Origin of the sequence: Neochlamydia sp. AcF65, from assembly GCF_018342435.1 — a bacterium.
Lineage (GTDB): Bacteria > Chlamydiota > Chlamydiia > Chlamydiales > Parachlamydiaceae > Neochlamydia.
This window is the reverse complement of sequence record NZ_JAEMUE010000034.1, coordinates 20,494-39,261: the sequence shown is the minus strand read 5'-3', so window position 1 is coordinate 39,261 and position 18,768 is coordinate 20,494. Positions and strand designations below refer to the sequence as shown.

The following is an 18,768-nucleotide window of genomic DNA, read 5'->3' as shown; positions in this document are numbered from 1 at the left end:
GCCAATTTTAATGAGCGACAGGGCTTCAAGCTTCGCGGCTTTTAAATTGAGTTTCCTTTATTTTTATCACAAATGTCAGATTAAGTCCTATCTATTACAACTCATAGAAAAGAGAGTTATTTGTCCATTAATATCACCAATTTCTCCATTAGGGAAATAAGTGGAAGCGATTTGATTGATTTTTTCTAAATCATTTTCTTGAGGTTGTGGTAAGCCTAAAGCAGTGCAAAAAACTCTTACATCTGCCAATTTGGATAATGCTCTTCCTTTCTCTTGTAAAGCTCTTCCTTTCTCCTGTAAAGCTCTTCCTCTTTCTACTTTCGCTTCTGCCTGAGCAAGCTTTATCTCCGCATCTTCACGTTCTTTATCTAATTGTTCTGAGGTAGCCTTCAACTGTTCTCTTCTAGCGGCTATTTCTACCCTTTTAGCAACTAACTCTGCTTTTTTTTCTGCAATTTGCCTAGCTTCTTCTTGTAGATGTGCTTTATAACTTTCTTTATTTTCCTCCACAAATTGTCTGAGATTTTGAGTAGCTTGTTCTTCAGCAAAAATTCTTAAATTGTTAACAGCGGCAGTATATTGAGCATACTGCGTGAATGCTTCTTTGAATTGTTTATACTCTGCTGAAGAAGTAGATATGGGAGTCATAAAATTTCCTTGGTTTAAAGTTTAGTGATTCAAAGAAGGGCTCGCGTTTATCGTCCTTGTTGCGTAAATGATCTAATAGCTCTCATCGCATAGACTATACCTTATCACTTAAGTTAGCACTCATTTTGCCCTTTGGATAGTCTGAGCTTGGTCATCTCTTTTATACCAAAGGCTTAGCCTAAAATTCTGCTTGCTGATAGGCTAGCTTGCTAGCGCTTATAAAGTTATGCTTCCTCTTTAAACTAAAGCTTTGTTATACGCCGATCAGTTAGGTATCCGATAGACGAGTTTTTTTTATAACCTGCCTAAAGTTTTTGGCTAGCAAACTAAGCTTTATAGCTCTTAAGCTTTAAAAAGCAATTTTATCGCGTATGCTTCTTATCATTTACGCAACAACGCCTCTATTCTTCTTCGATTTTAAAAATATAAGGTGTTTTAAATTCTAAAACGCTCTCTCACTTCGCTGGGAATCTCTGTCAATGGATTTTCGGTTAAATTAAGCCGTTGCAGCGAAGCAAGTTGGCTTATTTCAGCAGGAAAGGAGTTAAGCTTATTATGACTTAAGTCAAGTGATTGCAGCTCAGAAAGCTGAGAGATCCCTGTGGGAAGGATATTTAATTGGTTGTGACTTAAGCGAAGACTTTGCAGCTGGGAAAGCTGCCAAATTGCCGCAGTAAGCGTGGTTAAGAGATTTTCCTGTAAGTAGAGGCGTTGGAGCAAAGGAAGCTGGCCTATTTCTGTCGGAAGTTTGCTAAGATGGTTTCCAACTAAGTCAAGGATTTTCAGCTGAGAAAGGTTTCCAATTTCGCTAGGAAGAGCTGCAAGCTGATTTCTTCCTAAGTAAAGACGTTGCAATGATGTAAGCTGACCTATCCTTGCAGGAAGGTAAGTGAGCTGATTGTAGCTCAAAGCGAGTGTATGCAACTGAGAAAGCTGGCAGATAGCTGCAGGGAGAGAAGTAAGCTGATTATTACTTAAACCAAGCAATTGTAGCTGCGAAAGCTGGCCTATCTCGTCAGGAAGGGTGGTAAGTTGGTTTTGGTTTAATTCAAGCGTTTTCAACTGAGGGAGTAGCCCAATTTCTGGGGGCAAAAAAGTTAATCCTGATTTGCCTAAGTCCAGGTGGAGGAGGTTTTCACAATTCTCTCTCATCCATTCTTTTAAAAGTCTTCCTTGTTTTTTTATAGACAGAGTTTTGATTTCGTCTCGGTTTAAATATTCTTTACCCCCAGGTAATTTTTGCCAAAGTAAAAGACGATTAATATTAAGAATATAGGAAGAGCTACTCGAGAATGTAAGACGTTTATTCCTTATATTAAGATCCAAAGGAGAAAGAGATTGAGCTAAGGTCAAGATTTGCTTAAAGATATGATTTACTTTAAACTCAATGGAAAGGCTAGGCTCAATTTTGTAGATCCTATCTAAAATGCTGGCTTGCTCAGTAAAATTCCCATTTTCGTGAGGAAAATGAAAAGCGACTATCTCATTGTAGAGGGAAACAATAGCCTGAGGAGAATGATCTAGATTTTCTGTGCTAGAGTAGCGATTTAGGCAGCATTCCAGAAAAGCTTGTGCTTTCTCATATGTAGGGCTCAACTCTATAGCTTGCAATAAAGCCTCAATGGCTTTTGCATTATTTCCTTTTTCATACAGTTCTTTGCCGCGTAGGAAATGTTCTACGGCTTCTTCGCTAGGCTCTTGTTTAATTTCTTCTAAAGGGTGAGACTCGGCAGCTTCAGCCAATTGCCGGATAGTATAATTAGGTACATAGTTCTTAATGGGCTGCCTATCGAGCGGACAAATTGCCCTTTGAGCTAAGCACTGAATAATAGTATCTTCATTAAAAGTATGACCACAGGGAACTAAGGTAACCGCTTGTGTCATCAATTCTCTTGATACAGGATCTTCTATATTTTCTGAGACTAGGGTTCGAAAATTTGTTTGCGTGCTAGAAGTAGTGGCTGGAAGCATAATTCTCCTTGAGTTTTATATTTATTTATCAAATAGGTTGAAGCTAAGGGTACTTGTTTCTTATATTTGAGAAGATTTACTTCCATTCTTTTTTTTACAAGCCTTATTTGTAAAAACGTAAATATTTTTTATTAATCAAAGATTGACATAGTTTTTTTGTTGCATTGCCTTATTTTCATTCCCTACTTTCTTCCTTCATCTCAAGGTGTCCTGATGAGAATTATTTGAACAATACCTTGCCTAGCCTTCCTCTCAACTAATCAAGTACATAAGTGGCATTTCGTCTAGCATCGACCATCTTTTCTTGCAGATCTCTGGCTTGTTAGCAACAAAGTGTCTGATCAAAGCCATGTTTTCAGGACTAAAACCTGCATTATTTAAGCAAGTGCCTTTTTAAACCCTGTTCATTGTATAACAGGACTTTCTTCGCAATTTATTTCTTTAATTCCCAGTTAGAGATTGCTGCAATTGAGGTGAAACGAAGCGCAAATCTTTTTCCTCACCTCTCCTCCTTTGCCATCATGTTAAGAAAGAAGTCTTCAGATATAATTGCTCTATCGACGAGATAAGAATAAATAGCACTTAAATAATTCTGAGCTTGCTGGAGTTCTTTTTGGCTAAATAGAGAAAATTCTCGATGCATTAGGTCTAATAACTGAATTTGAAAATGAGCTATCCTACGCTTAGTTTCCTCATTTACCTGATGAAAAGCAATCGAGGTAGAATAATCATTAAGTGAGCTCCACAGGTAGGAAACAAGTTGAGAAAGAGACTCAAGAGGAAGCGGATGCGGCTCTCCATTTAATCCTCTATCTTTAAATAATATTTGAAGAGAGGACAAATGTTTTTCTTGCTGTAAGCAAACTTCTCTCTCTAGCAGCATTTTATCTTGCGAAAGATTTTCCTCTCTTGCTAATGAAAAAAGATAGGGATTTTCCAAAGGTTTTTTTAGCCCATTTGCCAGCACTAAGTCATATATATAAGTTTTTTTTATCCGTAGCCGTTCGGTTCGGTTTATCCAGCCACTATCCAAGTTTAGCGCAGTAAGCGATGTATTAGTAGTAAAAATTTGAGGCCAAGCGCTAATACCTAGATCGCCTATTACATTATCTGCCAGGTTTAGCTTAGTAAGAGTAGTATTATTCTGTAAAACTTTAGCTAGAGCAATAGACCCTGCATCACTTATCTCATTAATGCCTAGGTTTAAATTGGTAAGAGAGGTATTGGTTACCAACATTTGGGCTAATGCGATGGCACCTTGATCTTTTATTTTATTACAATCAAGCTTGAGTGTAGTGAGGGAAGCGTGATCTTGCAGAGAGTGGGCTAATGCGATGCCACCTTCCGAATGTATCCGGTTGCAAGTAAGGTTAAGGTAAGTAAGGGAAAAATTGCTTTTAAGGGCTTTGGCTAAAGCAATAGCTCCTTCATCATCTATCGTAAAATTCAAGCTAAGGTCTAGCTTACGGAGATAACGATTGTCTTTGAGGACCTTAGCTAAATCCTTAGCACCTTCCGGAGTTATCATATTATTTTTAAGAGTGAGGTGAGTAAGGGATGTGTTGGTTGTAAGGGCTTTAGCTAAAATTGTGATACCATGGTTGCCTGGCATACTATTATTAAGGGCAAGCTTGGTAAGCAAGCTGTTTGTTCCAAGCGCATTTACTAAAGCAGCCTGGAAATTCCAAAAAAGCTGGTCTAGAGAGTCAAAGGCCTGTAAAGAATTATCAAGCAAGGCTTTAAGCTGCTGCCTAAACTTTTCAGAAAATGTGTCTAGCTTATAGCGAATCAATAAGGGTTGTTGATAAATAAGTTCATGATAAGGTAAAGAAGAGATGTCGCAACCTTTTAAAGTTAAGCGCTTTAGATGAGGAAGGTTTATCGCAATTCTTCGGATAGTTTCGGCAGAAAGACCTGAACACCCTTCTAGCTCTAGCTCTTCCAAGCAAGGAGCTTTTAATTCGAAAGAAGTAAGAGCAGCATTGTCCTTCAGGGAGAGAAAGCGTAGCTTAGGGGCCTGTAGGCTAAAGGTTGAAAGTTTAAAACAGTAAGAAAGATTAAGATGGGTCAGGGTCGAGAGGTCTTTAGCTTTAAATTTATTTATCTTATAACATCCGCGCGCTTCGAGTAATCTAAGGCTAGGTGATGCCTTTATCAAAGCTATGAGTAGAGAGGATGTCAGCTCATTGCAATAATTTAAAAATAGAGAATAAAAAGAAGAGGATGTCATGGCTTTAAGCAGTACAAGCTCTTGTTTATGCTGAGAAATATTTATAAAAGCTAGTGTTGCTTCGCGGAGCTCATCTGTCAAAAGCTGTTGAAAAGGTTGAATATTTCCTATTTGGAGAGCATCGGCCACGTTTCTAAGATGACTGGGATGGCTTTGTTGAATTAGTGTTTCTAGCTCTTTTAAAGCCTCCTTGGGCAAATACCTTGCCTCGTTTGCTATTATATTTTCGGTTAGCATATTACAACTTTTCAAGATAAAACGGCTTGTACTGATTGTTACTAGCCCTTGAGGATTGACTTGATAAGATTTTCCTGCCCCTTTTAAAAAGCGGCTTAAAGGAGAAAGGAGAGCATCTGTTAGGAGATTGGCATAGTATCTTCCCAAAGGAGGGTCTAAGCGAATAAGTAGATCCAAAGGCGTTAAGCTCGAATTTTCCTGAAGAGCACATTGAAGACGTGTTAGCTTTTGATAAAGCTTGGCTACAGTCTTAGGAGGTAACAAGATAGAAATCACTACAGGATTTTGCTTATTGTAAGCATAAGTGAACTCTCGCTCTTTTTCATTAAAAAGTTCAGTATAACGGAGTTGTTGATATTCTAAATCTTTAAGCCAGCTTTGTAAAATTTCCAGAGGCTTAAGGTTTAAAAAATGTTCTCTTATTTGTGGATGAAGAGAAATGTTCATTTGGTTAAGACAAAATAGAATACATTTAACTTGTAGCTTCCCTTCCTGAGAAAAAGATGGAACCCAGGCGTGATCATTATCGATACAAACTAGTTGCTTTTTCTCTTCTCCTTGATAGTTGATAAATGTTTGTAAAATATAATTGTCAGGCTTACCATCTTCCGGATTAATTAACATGGCCATGATCATCATGTTTTGTAGGCGGTGGAGATCTAAATCCTCCAATGTGTTTCCATTTTGTAAAGCTTCCTGCAAATTTTGTCCCTCAATGGTTTGCGAGGCTAGAACGGCATAGGGTTTCCCTAAAATATCATAGCATTTAAAGAGTTCTGTTTGCGGAGTTCCATGTCGAACAATTAATTCATGCAGCCTGCCTACTGCATATTCTATGCCTGCCATTTCTGGATCTGGCTTAAAATGCATCTTTCTTTGAAGATAGCTGACTGCTACCACAGCTCTTCGGCCATAGGTATTGGATGTTTTTTCAAAGCGCCAGGCTTTATTTAACGATAGCTGTGCTATAACAGAAGGATGAAGTTGCACTTTACCTGCATTGATGCCTACCCATAAAAAACCTTCTTCCTTAGGGGGTAGAGTTAAAAGAGCTAGAGAGCGTAAATAAGCAAAGGAGGGTAGCTGGGCCTCTAAGAGATAGAGGGCTTGGCCTATTTGAGGATTGTGTGCATGCTTTTTAGCAAATTCCAGGATTTTAGCAGGATGAGCTTTACCACCCGCCCCCTTTTTAGCCAGTTCTGTAAATACAAATATTTTGTCTTGGCTCATAGCTTTTTCTAATGGCGTCTCCCCTTTACGTAAAAAATCGGGGTAGTCTAAATCGGCTCCCTTCTTAACTAGCTTAGCTAACAAGAGGGTAAAGCGATTAGGAGCATGAGAAGCACGATTAATCAGCGGAAAAAGAGGAGGAGAATAATCGTTATCCACAGCATTAAGATTGATATCTTTTTGCTCTAGCAAAAGATCAGCAATTATTGATAAATGCCTTTCTTCAATCTGCGGTGAAGTATAGGTGCGCATAAGCTTATGCAGGGCGGTTTGACCGGACTCATCGGCTTGATTAACCTGGGCCCCTTGCTGGAGAGCTAATTTCACTAAAGAAACATTCCCAAGATCGATGGCCATAAACAAAAGGTTTTGCTTTTGCATTAGTGAAAGAGGAAGAGGGATATAGAAAGAAAGAGCTGCCACCGCTTTGAGTAGATTAAGCAAAGAAGGAATACTAGCAGACCAGTCGAGAGATGTCAAAAACGCGCTGGCCTCCTCTTCTAAAGACACCTTGATGGATTGGAGGTCATGAGCAGATAAAGCAATCGGGCCTATAAGAGCTTCAGCTGTGGTTCGGTGACGATGCAAAGTTAATAGCGCATCTAGAGGATTAGCATGCCGTTGCATAAGAGCTTGATAGCAGGCAAAAGCTGTCGGCTCTAAGTTCTTAAAAAGTTCATAATGATTGATGGGGCTATGCCCAAGCATATCTTGAATAGTTTTTAATTTTTTATGAAGGTTTGAAAATAGCCCCTGAGGTAAGCATAGAGGGATATCAAGCTTTTTTTCTTGGCCTTCATCCCAGAGATCTTCTTGCAAAAGTTGTTTCTGAGTAATAAGTCGCTGATAGGCTTGATTTCTTTGATCTAACTGCTGAATCCATTTCAGCAGAAAATCGACTGGCTCTAAATTTACCATAAATTCTTTGACCGCTTGGGAGACAGGTTGATTCATGCATCCTTTAAGCAATAGCGGTAAGCATTTTAAGTGAATACCATGACCTTTATTTATTGGGGTAAGCGCAGGTTCGAAAGCACGATCATTATCAATGCAGACAAGCCTTAAACGCTTCACCTCCGTGCTTTCCCATTCGATTTCAGCAATATAGTTATCAGCTTTACCATCGTTAGGCAGGACTAAGAGGCTCGCAATGATTAAGCTGCTAAATGCTTCCTTATCTAACTTTCCAAGCAAAGGGGGGATGAGGCGAGACAGATCAGGTAAAGAATGATTAGGGAAAAGCTTAATGATCCAACGCAAAGCTAAAGGAAGATCAACCAAGTTTGCCAATGAAGCTTGCCAGGCCAATCGGGGATGTAACTTTAAGATCGCTAATAATTGCCCAAAATTACTTTCTCCCTTAACTTTTAAGTAATCTAGATAAAACATGCGTAAGCCCTGCTCTTCGGATCTTAGGCTAAACTCGCCGCTAGAAGAAAATTCTGCTAGACGTTGTTCATCGGGTAATTGTTCCATCCAAGCTTTATAGCTTTGAAAAAGTTCTATAGGTGTAGAAAAACAGGGCTGATGAGCAACCTCTAGCAGGTAATCCCAGCTTCTTATCAGCTCCTCGGAAGAAAGCTGGTGGTATAAGATGTCAAACATTTCTAGAACACTGATAAGGTCAGCTAGTAAAATAGCCGTAGGGCGGTGGACCCCACTAGAATGACCTACAGTATATCCCACTTGTAAGGTACGTGCTTCGCCATAACTTGATGTGCATAGCCGCTCTCTTAAGCCTGGATTTTCAGCAAAAATTTGGCGGCTACTTTTGCCTTGCCTAGATTGTTCGCGGAAAATTTTTTTTGCTTCTTGATCTGCAGACACATGCCAATTAGACGTTAAGACGTGAGAAATTTTAAGCAAGGCGGTGGGAGCCGCAATGAAAGGTCCCAATGAAAAAGCTTGGGTTAAAGAAGTAGCGGCGTATTCCCATGCAGGCCTTAGATAGTCAGAGACAAGCGCAGCGGTAGGATTAGCTTTACAATGCAGGCCTTCTAAAGAGGCGACTGCATGCCTACCATGCGTATTAGTGCGACAGGGTAATCCTAATTCATCAATAGAAAGCATTGCACGCGCTTTATCTATATCAAGGAGAAGAAAACCAACTGAATCTCCGCAAACTTGGGCTTTCAAAGCTAATAAAGCCTCTCGTTTCTCTAAGCTAGAAGCCTTTAAAAGCTGATTTATAAAATTACAATAATAGGTTTCCAGGATTTCCAGCTTGCCTATAAGGGAAGGAGTCGTAATTGAAGTTATAGTATCCGCTATTTTAGCTAAAACTCTGTGAAATGGTTGTAGAAGGGGATGCGAAGCCACGCTTACCCCCTGTTCGATTATCTCCTTCCTTTGTTCCTCTGTAACTATAAACCAAGGTAGCTTAAGATCGGGCAAAAGCGTAGCTAGTATGTTTTTTTCTTCAGAGGTATAAGAAGAAGACTCGGCGTAAAGGTGAGCTACAGTTTCTCCTAATAAGTCTTTTTCTCGACCTAAATACTTTATTAGACGTTTCTTCAAAAGACTTTCTTCGGGTGTACCTTTTGCATGCATGTAAGGCAATATGGGGCGGTGAAGGGAAGATAAAGAAGGGGTAGCCCTGCTCTCTTGCGCAAAAAGGGGAAGAGGGGTATTGCTGATAGGTTCTTCGGATTCTATTGCTGGCTCACGGTAAAAAATGTATGGCGAAGGGCCTAGCGGTGGGGTGATTTGCATATAAATCCTTTAACTATCTTGGAAGTTTGTTATTGTTATTAATCTTTTAAATGAAATAAGAAAAAACTGGCCGCTAATTTCTTTAGCGGGATGTTTAGATACCACTTCTGACAAGTTTCCTATAAGCTTAATATAGGTAGAGGCAATTGCTTTTAGCCAGCTTGAATGGCCAAGCAAGACACTCTGAATATCAATTAATTCCTTCCTAAAGATATAATTTAAGAGCGGTTGCTCTTGACTATCTCGCACGGTAATAGCAATCTTTGGGTAGATGGGTTAATACTAAAATTACGTTCATGTTACCTGGCAAAAGGGCAGAAGAGCTGTTTGGCAATTATTTTATTCATAAATTTAAGCACTAATATTGGTTTTGTTTTTTGAAGAGTAAATGAATAGCATTACTCCTATTTGGCAAGTTAATTGCTATTCGCCTATAATTCCTAAAAGTGAGGGACTAAAGCTTGCAAAGTATTTCTCATATTAAGATTTAAATTAAGGATCAACCTTTTTATCCTCTTTATGTATACATTTTATCAAGGGATGTATCCCATCAAAAATGTGGAGGGCTCTAGCGCATGGTAGGCATTTTTGTAGTCTTTCTAAATTGATTAGAAATGGGATAGGCAATCTTTCTAGTTATACGCTTCTAAGAATTTCTTTATGCAATCCTAAGTTGAATAAAAACCTATCTATCATGAAGATAGCTAGCTTCCAAAGGATTAGCCTTTTAATTATACAGGCGTACTTCCTTTAAGCGGTATCCTTGGAGCAAATGGTGTTGAGCAGCGTTACAAACTGGCAAGCAAAGATATGGGATCACGGATGGCTGAAGCTATAATTCTTTGCTCATATTAGAAAAAATCGAAGAAGGTAAAAAATAGTAAATTTCTTAAAAAGTGAGAATCGTCTTTTGCAGCCGTTTATAATTGGTAAGTGGCCCTTGGGTATACTAGGCCTTAAATGCGATTCTAAAGACATCCGCAAAGTCAAAAGCCTCCGCGAATAGCTATTTTTTTCTATTTGATGGGTTTTTTGATTTTCATTAGCTCTTCATCCTCTAAAAATTTAAACACGTCTACCTCCCGGGCCGCTTACTATAAAAGTTTAACAAATTATCTTTTGGAAGAAGATTTTAAGCTAACTCGTTAATGATGAGAATAAGCTTTCCGTTTCTTTGTAAGCTTAGAAAACTTTTGCTCATCATAGCAGATTTTATTTTAGGAATCGTAGATTAACAATAGGAATTATACCAATCCAAAGACTTTAACTTGATCGCGTGTTGGTGAAGAAAGGAGGGGAAAGGAAAAATACTCCTGCCTCCTCCTTAACTTCTTAAGAGAAAATATTAATTAAAAGATATTATTTCTTGGGTGCTACATACATTATTTTAAATGTTCGGCCTTCTTTAGGGCAAACTGCATCCAGCTGCTGCTCCAAGGTATCTTTAATACGAGCGTCAAAGCCTAAAAATTTGACACGGCATCCAGGCTTTTGTAAAAATTCTACTAGGTTTTTAGGATCATGAACAATACGGATAGGAGTAAAATTAAGCTTGTTGGTAGTGCTTCCTGTTTCAGAAATAAATTTTTCAATAGGACTTATAGAAAAAAGAGTTATTTGCCCATTAATATCACCAATTTCTCCATTAGGAAAATAAGTTGATGCGATTTGATTGATTCTTTCTAAATCATTTTCTTGAGGTTGTGGTAAGCCTAAAGCCGTACAAAAAACCCTTACATCTGCCAACTTCGACAATGCTCTTCCTCTTTCTTGTAATGCTCTACCTCTTTCTACTTTTGCTTCTGCCTGAGCAAGCTTTATTTCCGCATCTTCACGTTCTTTATCTAATTGTTCTGCTGTAGCCTTCAACTGTTCTCTTCTAGCAGCTAACTCTTCTTTTCTAGCAGCTATATCTACCTTCTTAGCGGCTAACTCTGCTTTTTTTTCTGCGATTTGCTTAGCTTCTTCTTGTAGATGTGCTTTATAAATTTCTTTGTTTTCTTCAACAAAAATTCTTAAATTGTTAACTGCCGCGGTATATTGAGCATATTGCGTAAATGCTTCTTTGAATTGTTTATATTCTGATGAAGAAGTGGATATGGGAGTCATAAAATTTCCTTGGTTTAAAGTTTAGCGATTCAAAGAAAGACTATAGTAACTCTCTATATTTCTTACAAATTCTTTATTGAATCTTTAAGAGAAATTTAAAAAGGAAGTTAAAAAAAACTCTCCAATTTTCTTGTAATCATAGAATTTTAATAATTTCTTTGTTTTTCAAAAAAATAATATTATTTATTGCTTATCAAAATAAGCCTAAAGTATAATAAAAATAGTAAAGATTATTCCTAGGAGACCTGTATGAGTAGTATGAATTTTACCAATCATCAAGGATCTTATTTCAATCATTTCTCTTCCCAATCTTATTCTAGTTTATCTCAGTTGAATGAAAGCAAAATAGAAAGCAATAAAGTGGGAAAAAATACTCTTCTACAGAGCAGCGCTATCACTGAGGAGACTAAAAGGCAAGATTATCTCCACGCTATAGAAGGCATACAATCAATTGCTTATGATAACGATGTAATTAAGGTGCAAGAGAATTTAACTCCTAGTTTTAATCAATCCTTCGAATCGAAAAGAGATTTTGTAGCAGAAGCAAAAGCTGTAGAAATTACTAAGGCTCTTGAATTGGCTTCTAATACTTTTGAAGAATTAGAGGAACCCTCTTTCGAATTGGAAGATTGGGGTACGATAAAAGAAGAAGGCGAAGAAATTCACTTTAAAGGTCAGGAGAATGAGATAGAAGGTTCATTAGAAGCATATCTACAAGTAAAACGTATTGTAGGTACAGACGAGGAAAAGAAAATCGTTGCACTAGAAGAAGTAGAAGTGAATGGCGAGGAAGTAAAAGCAAATACCGAAGAAGTCAAAATAATTGAAAAAGCAAAAATAACAGAACATCAAGAAGCTAAGAATGTTGGCAAACAAGCGATTGTAGAAAAATCCATAGAAAACACCCATGTTAGCGAGTTAGTTGAAGTAACAGAGGATGTAGTTGAAAAGCATAGATCGAACATTATTAAAGCAGACATTCCTGCTGCAGAAAAGCATAATAGAAAAGCTGACTTAAAAGCTGTACAAGAGCTTAAAGGTCTACTTCCCGATCTGCACTCTCATTTAGCCGATAAATTTGTTAAAGTAGGGGATCAGTATGTAGATGCTAAGGAGGCAGCAGAAAAGTTCCTTAGCCAAAATAAGTTGAGCCATAAAGAACACCGTAGCTTTATAGATAAATTCTTGCGGGAAAATACTTTCCACAAGTTTGTTGATGGAAAAGCGGTTGAACTTAGTCCTGAAGAATTAGAAGTTTTTAAGCAAAAGTTTACCCAGTATGCCACTTACATTTTAGCTGTTAACAATTTAACTATCTTTGCGCAAGAACAAGATAACAAAGTTGAGCAAGACCGGGAAAATCTACCTGTTACTCATTCTAAGCAAAATACCGAGATTTCTTCTAAAACTGCAAATGTAGCGACTAAAAGGGAGATCGATCCTCAAAAAGTGAAAGCCTTTATCATCCAAGAAAGTACTCGCGACTTTGTAAGGCGCATGAGAAGCATTACAGAGAAGGCTATCCAAGAATATAGAAATAGGTTATATGACCAACATCAACAAGAGATAAGAGATTACGCCAAACAGCTTATTCTAGAAAGAGAGATTATCAAAAAAGAGCAGACACGTTTCGATTTGTTGCGCCTCCAGCAAAAGATGCAAGAGCAGCATGAGGAAATCCTAAATAAATCTGTCGAGGTTCTTGTTAATTTAGCAGAGCCTCTACCCTCATCTACTAAGGAAGAGCTAAAAGTTGTGGAAAAGCAAGCTGAAGAGATCCTACCTGGTATTAAATTACGCAAATGGGGAGCAGAACATCAAGTAGAAATAGCCACAAGGCTTATTCCTCCTCTGGTCTCTAGAAGAATAAAAACAAATGCATGGGTTTAATTTTAAGAAGATAGGTTATATATTCCTCTTAGGTTAAAGGAGAGCATATATTGCCTTTTCTCTCCCTCGTCATGCCTGCTTTCTTCTATGGTTTACATTAGCAAATTATTCAAATTTATGATGTATATGAGAGGAGTATCTTTAAGATTTTATAGTAATTTCTAAAGAAATCAATGGGTGGTTGGAGGCTTTATCTATAGAATTACGAGCCAATGATAATGAAGATTCTTTTTCTTCTGTGTTATGGAACGATCATACAAAGCTAAGTGTTTCTTTTAATAGCTTAGAAAGAGCCCTTCCACGTATGCCTCAAATTTTCTCCTTAATACAGTCATAGAAATAACTATGTATAAATCATCTTTGATGGCTATTGAGTGTGAAATAGAAGGTAAGTTTTTATCGCCTTTTAATAACTTTAAGCGTTTATTGCCTATTTTAAGAGTTATCTGAGCTGATGGGTACGAGTTAAATAATCGATGCTAGCTCTATGAGCTATAGTTTGTCTAACCTATAATCTTACGCACAGGGTTTTGAATTCAAAAAAGATTGTAAAAATATTCTATCAAAATAATGCCTGCCTGCAGGTGTTTTTATCGCAGCATACTCATTCTTCTGCCGTTCTAAAATTAAAATAAATCATAGGCTTTTTAACTAAGGCCTCACATGGATGTAACAAGTATATGCGCATCTAAGAGATCTAAAAATGAGCAAGAAGGGTAATTGATTGAACCTGCAATCATAGGATAAAAGCTGGCTAAATACTAAGTAAGCTTTACAGGAAGATGTCTCCATGCCACTTTCTATGATTTTAATAAATAATTATTCTCATCAAATTTTTTACTGGCGTTTTTATAAATTTTCAGTATTGTCTAGAAAAAACAATTTTATTTTTGCCATTTAGCTGCAAGCATACTTTGGTCAAAAATTATAACTAGCTAAAAAATGGATAACCATATGAATCAGCTTTCATCAGACTCTCTTCGTATACATTCCTTAATATTTCCCGCATTTGAGAAAAAAGAAGAACATGCTAGCTATCCTACAAGACGTACTACGGTCTATGAAGAGATTAGTTTAAAGATATTTAAGGGATTAGAGTTCCAAGATTTGTGCCAAGCTAAACTCATATGTAGAGAATGGAAGCAGTTAATTGAAAGCAGTCCTTTAGCAGAAGACATCTACAGGATAGGTTTAAAACTCGCTATTCAAAAGAACAACCCTATGTGCGAAAAAGTTTGCGCAAAAAAGCTATTCCAAGAAGCATATTGCATAGAAAAACTAGGAGATATTTATCAGGAGAAAGGTACATCCGAAACATTGCTTCAAGCCGCTGGGCTTTACAATTATGCGTTACAAATTGTTTCTGATGACAAAAAGAAATTTTTTGAAGAAAGGCTTTTGAAAGCTCAACATTTACTTATAAATCTGTGCCAGGGAAAAGTTTTAGATAATAATAGAATAAGAAACGAATTTGAGGGCAATCGCCAAGCATTAAAATCTCTTAGAAGGAGAATAAATAAAAACATTTTGAGATTACCTGAATCTCCTTCTCCTCAACAAGTTAGGGAGCTTTATGGCCGTATTGCAGATCGTATGAAATTTTTTTTTAGCTCTCTAGTTAATCAGGCAATTGATGTATTAGGGCCGGCACCTTGTAAATATTCTATGATAGGTTTTGGTTCCTTAGCTAGGGAAGAGATGACTCCTTATTCCGATCTAGAATTTGGCATTCTTATAAAAGAAGATAACGACGCAAATAAGAAGTATTTTAGGAATCTTACGAATCTAATTCACTTAAAAGTTATTAACTTAGGAGAAACCATCCTTCCTGCTTTGAATATTCCTTGCTTACAAACTATAGGTTTTTTTGATGGTATTACACCACGAGGCTTTGCCTTCGATGGAGCAGGGGTAGAAGGGAAAGGCTGTAAAACTCCTTTCGGCAATGATGGTAAGACGTTTGAGCTTATCCAAACTCCTGGAAAGATGGCTCAATATATTGCTAAAGATGAAAAAGGCCAATGGTGGCATAATAAAGAGCCTCATCTTCCTATGGAGCTTTTAACCTTTACTCATTTGCTAGGTAACTTTGAGTTAACCCGGGAATACGGTGAAAAACTTCAAGAAAAGCTTAATGTTACTAATCAAGAAGAATTCAACCTTCGGCAATACTTAGCTAAGCAGCATCTTGTACTAGCTGATATGGAAGCTTTTGATCCGAGAATGGGCGATTTAAGTAGACAGGGCATGCTCTTTAAAGTTAAAAATGATCTTTATCGGTTTCCTCATTTAGCTTTAGACCGGCTAGCCCTATTCAAAAAGATAGGAGCCTCTAGTAGTTTTGCTAGAATTGATGAACTGAACAAGCTAGGAGTTATAAAAAATAGCGCGGCTGTAAGATTGAATGAATGGATGAGTATAGCGTTATTTATGCGCCTTAAAACTTACTCGCATTATCAAGCGCAGCAAGAGATGATGAATCCGCTAATTAAACCCTTCAGGTTTGAGGAGCCAGAACTTATTAAGCAGCAGTTTGCTTTAGACCATGAATCCCTGGAAAAGTTAAAAAAAATTTACCGCATCTTTATTCCTTTTTACCAAGCTATGCAAGATTTTTTAGCAGGCCGTGAAGAAACCCTCAAATTATCAGATTTAGAGGATAACTCGCCTCAGACGCATGGTGATATAGCGCTAAGGCTTTTTCAACAAGAAGAAGCAATGAGATGTTATATATTAGCAAAACAGAAAAATCCACAAAATTCTCAGATTCTGAGTGCACTTGGAATAATTTACTTAGCTCAAGGGAATATAGAAAAGGCGGCTAAGTACGGTAAGAAAGCTCTAGCTATCAGTCTTGAGCTTTTTAGTGAAAATCATCCTACCTTAGCAGGAGTCTATATCAATCTAGCGAAGATTTATCACGATAAATCCAAGTTAGGCAAGGCTGTTAAGTATGGTGAAAAAGCGCTCGCTATCGCTCAAAAACTTTTGGGTGACACCCATTCAAGTATACCGATAATTTATAATAACTTAGCACAGATTTATCAAAAGCAAGGCAATTTTAAGCTAGCGGCCGATTATACTAGAAAAGCTCACAATATAACCTTTAAGCTTTTTGAAGAATATTATCCCACTATGGAAACTTATCACTTCCACCTAGGGCACATGTATAAAGATCAGGGTAATCTAGATAAAGCGACCGAACATGCTAACAAGGCAGTTGCCATCGCACTTAGGATATATGGAGAAAATCATCCTACTGCGGCTTTAGCTTACAATAATTTAGGCCAGATCTATAATGATCAAGGTAATCTAGTGCAGGCTGCTGAGCATATCGATAAAGCACTTACTGTTGGTCTCAAGGTTTTGGGAAAAAATCATCCTACTGTAGGAGCTTTTTATAGTAGCCGTGGGAAAATCTATTACGAACAAGGAAATTTAAAAGAGGCTATAGAGCATAACGAAAAAGGGCTTTCTATTTATCTTAAACTTTTTGGTGAAGATCATCTCGAGGTTGCAAAAGCTTATAACAGCCTTGGACTAATCTATAAAGATCAAGGTAACCTAGAAAAGGCAGCAGAGTATAGTAATAAAGCACTTACTATTGGGTCTGGGTTGTTTGGCAAAGATCATCCCACGGTAGCGATAGCTTACAACACCTTAGGGCAAATTTGCCAAAAACAACGCAAATTACCAGAAGCTGCTCTGCATACCAAGCAAGCGCTCGATATTTTCCATAGGCTTTTTGGTGAAAATTCTCCCAGTGTCGCAAAAATTTACAACAATCTAGGAACAATTTACCAAGATCAAAACAATTTAGACGAGGCGGCTGAGTATAGTAATAAAGCTCTTGCCATAAGCCTGAAGCTTTTTGGAGAAAATCATTCTGATATAGCATCTATTTACGGCAACCTGGGACTAATTTACAAAGAGCAAGGAAGTTTGGAAAAAGCGGCTGAGTATGCTCAAAAAGCTCTCGCCCTCGACATTAAGCTTTTTGGGGAAAATCATCCTAATGTGGCAATAGATTACCATAACTTAGGGCTAATCTACAAAGAGCAAGGAAGTCTGGAAAAAGCGGCTGAGTATATTAATAAAGCCCTTAGAATTAGCATTAGAGCGTATGGTATCTATCATCCCACGGTAACAGCCATTAATGCAGCTCTTAAAAGCTTAAATGCGTCTTTATCTAGAAAATTATGAGAAATATGATTTTTAATGAGGCTCAATCTTTGCATATCAAAATCGGATAAATTGCATATTACCATATTATATTTTGATTATCTAAAAGTGCACTCTTGTCTACTTAAAAGGCCATACACGAAGCCCCTAATATAAAGTAAGTTACATCTTCCTTAACTTGCTTCATACTAGGGTTAGTTTTAACATTCTAGAAGCGGTAAAGCTGCTGCAGGCGAGCAATACGATCATCTAAAGGAGGATGGGAAGCAAACCATTGCATGAAGCCTTTTTTAGTCCCTGAGATTTTAAAAGCGTTGATCGCTTCTTGGTTTTGATTAGGATCTTTAACTTCAAAGTTACTTTTCAAAGCTTGTAAGGCAGCAATCATAGAAGAAGCACCTACTAAGCGTGCACTTCCTGCATCTGCTCTATATTCGCGATAGCGAGAAAAGCTTGCGACTACTAGGCTGCCTAAAATCATAAAAACAATTTCTAAGCCAAAAACAATCATTTGGTACATAAAAGGAGAAGGTTCTTCGTCACGTTCTTTAGAGAAAGTTTTGCTAATACCATAAGCTACTATCCTTGCAAGGAACATTACAAAAGCATTAATGACTCCTTGTAATAAGGTCATGGTTACCATATCACCGTTAGCTATATGAGTAATTTCATGACCGATGACCGCATCCACTTCATTTTTTTCCATCCGCTCTATTAAGCCTGAAGAAACGGCTACTAAGGAATTAGAACGAGAAGGCCCTGTAGCAAAGGCATTAAGTTCAGGAGAATAATAAATACCTACTTCTGGCATTTTAGGTAATCCTGCTTTTTTTGCTAGCTGATAGACTGTCTCAAGTACCGCACGTTTTTGTAAGTCGGGGGTATCTGGATCGATCATTTCTAATCCGACCATCCATTTGGCCATTACCTTGGACAAGAGTAGAGAAATAACCGCTCCTCCCATTCCCCATAATAAACAGAAAATGGCCAAAGAAGGTAAATTGATCCCTTTCTTCATCAAGAAAGGCTGTAGATTAAAAAAGTAGGTAATGAATGAAATGAAGGCGACAACTAGAAAGTTAACAACGAGGAAAAGAATAATACGTTTAGCTAAGGCCATAAATAGACTCCCATTTTATCAGACGTTCAACGTAATCTTACAATTTAAAGGTTTTAATTGTGAATGGATTTCTGCTTGCGAAGGGCAACTCTTAAGAAGCAAGCTTCCTTGACTAGAAGGTAGCTATTCAGGTTGTTGTATTTCAAACTTCTTGTAGGCGTTAACTTCGCTATTTAAAACTTCTTTAATTGTTAATTACCCAATGCAAGAGCGAATAATTTTCTCATCATTATTTTTCACTTATTTTCTTATGCATAAGTATGTAATATTCTTAGCCTCTCTTTATTTTAAGCAATTTGGTGAGCATTTTATCCTACTAAAAGTCTTATCTTCTAACTTCTTTTGTAAGTTGTCGTTAGTAAGGAAAAAACCCCTGTTGGTAACTTTCTTGGAAGTAACCTACAGGGTGTTTTTAGATAGGAGGTGATGGATTCTCATT

Annotated in this window: 7 protein-coding genes; 2 read left to right on the top strand and 5 right to left on the bottom strand. The window is 37.4% G+C overall.

Annotated features, from left to right (window positions below; all coding sequences use genetic code 11):
- Positions 1–87 precede the first annotated feature (87 nt).
- From NEOC65_RS03655 to NEOC65_RS03640, 4 genes are all read right to left on the bottom strand, one after another.
- The gene (locus tag NEOC65_RS03655; RefSeq protein ID WP_213155744.1) at positions 88–648 is read right to left on the bottom strand and encodes a hypothetical protein; all 561 of its coding nucleotides are present in this window, start codon (positions 646–648) and stop codon (positions 88–90) included.
- 435 nt (positions 649–1,083) lie between these two features.
- The gene (locus NEOC65_RS03650; protein WP_213155743.1) at positions 1,084–2,619 is read right to left on the bottom strand and encodes a leucine-rich repeat domain-containing protein; all 1,536 of its coding nucleotides are present in this window, start codon (positions 2,617–2,619) and stop codon (positions 1,084–1,086) included.
- Between the two features lie 499 nt (positions 2,620–3,118).
- Positions 3,119–9,028, bottom strand: a complete 5,910-nt coding sequence (locus NEOC65_RS03645; protein WP_213155742.1) for a hypothetical protein — start codon at positions 9,026–9,028, stop codon at positions 3,119–3,121.
- Positions 9,029–10,387: 1,359 nt separating this feature from the next.
- Entirely contained in the window at positions 10,388–11,137 is a 750-nt protein-coding gene (locus tag NEOC65_RS03640) for a hypothetical protein (protein WP_213155741.1), read from the bottom strand.
- 249 nt (positions 11,138–11,386) lie between these two features.
- On the opposite strand from NEOC65_RS03640, the gene NEOC65_RS03635 reads away from it, so the two are divergent.
- Together NEOC65_RS03635 and NEOC65_RS03630 are read left to right on the top strand one after the other, a co-directional pair.
- Positions 11,387–13,027: a hypothetical protein gene (locus NEOC65_RS03635; protein WP_213155740.1), complete on the top strand. Its 1,641-nt coding sequence runs from the start codon at positions 11,387–11,389 to the stop codon at positions 13,025–13,027.
- A 954-nt stretch (positions 13,028–13,981) separates the two neighbouring features.
- Positions 13,982–17,230, top strand: coding sequence for a tetratricopeptide repeat protein (locus NEOC65_RS03630; RefSeq protein ID WP_213155739.1), 3,249 nt, complete (start codon positions 13,982–13,984; stop codon positions 17,228–17,230).
- A gap of 187 nt (positions 17,231–17,417) precedes the next feature.
- On the opposite strand, the gene htpX is transcribed toward NEOC65_RS03630, so the two are convergent.
- Positions 17,418–18,329: a protease HtpX gene (gene htpX, locus NEOC65_RS03625; protein ID WP_213155738.1), complete on the bottom strand. Its 912-nt coding sequence runs from the start codon at positions 18,327–18,329 to the stop codon at positions 17,418–17,420.
- Positions 18,330–18,768: the final 439 nt, after the last annotated feature.

Coding starts and splice junctions, on each gene's coding strand:
- NEOC65_RS03630 (WP_213155739.1), top strand. CDS start 13,982: ATGAATCAGCTTTCATCAGACTCTCTTCGTATACATTCCTTAATATTT.
- htpX (WP_213155738.1), bottom strand. CDS start 18,329: ATGGCCTTAGCTAAACGTATTATTCTTTTCCTCGTTGTTAACTTTCTA.
- NEOC65_RS03645 (WP_213155742.1), bottom strand. CDS start 9,028: ATGCAAATCACCCCACCGCTAGGCCCTTCGCCATACATTTTTTACCGT.
- NEOC65_RS03640 (WP_213155741.1), bottom strand. CDS start 11,137: ATGACTCCCATATCCACTTCTTCATCAGAATATAAACAATTCAAAGAA.
- NEOC65_RS03655 (WP_213155744.1), bottom strand. CDS start 648: ATGACTCCCATATCTACTTCTTCAGCAGAGTATAAACAATTCAAAGAA.
- NEOC65_RS03635 (WP_213155740.1), top strand. CDS start 11,387: ATGAGTAGTATGAATTTTACCAATCATCAAGGATCTTATTTCAATCAT.
- NEOC65_RS03650 (WP_213155743.1), bottom strand. CDS start 2,619: ATGCTTCCAGCCACTACTTCTAGCACGCAAACAAATTTTCGAACCCTA.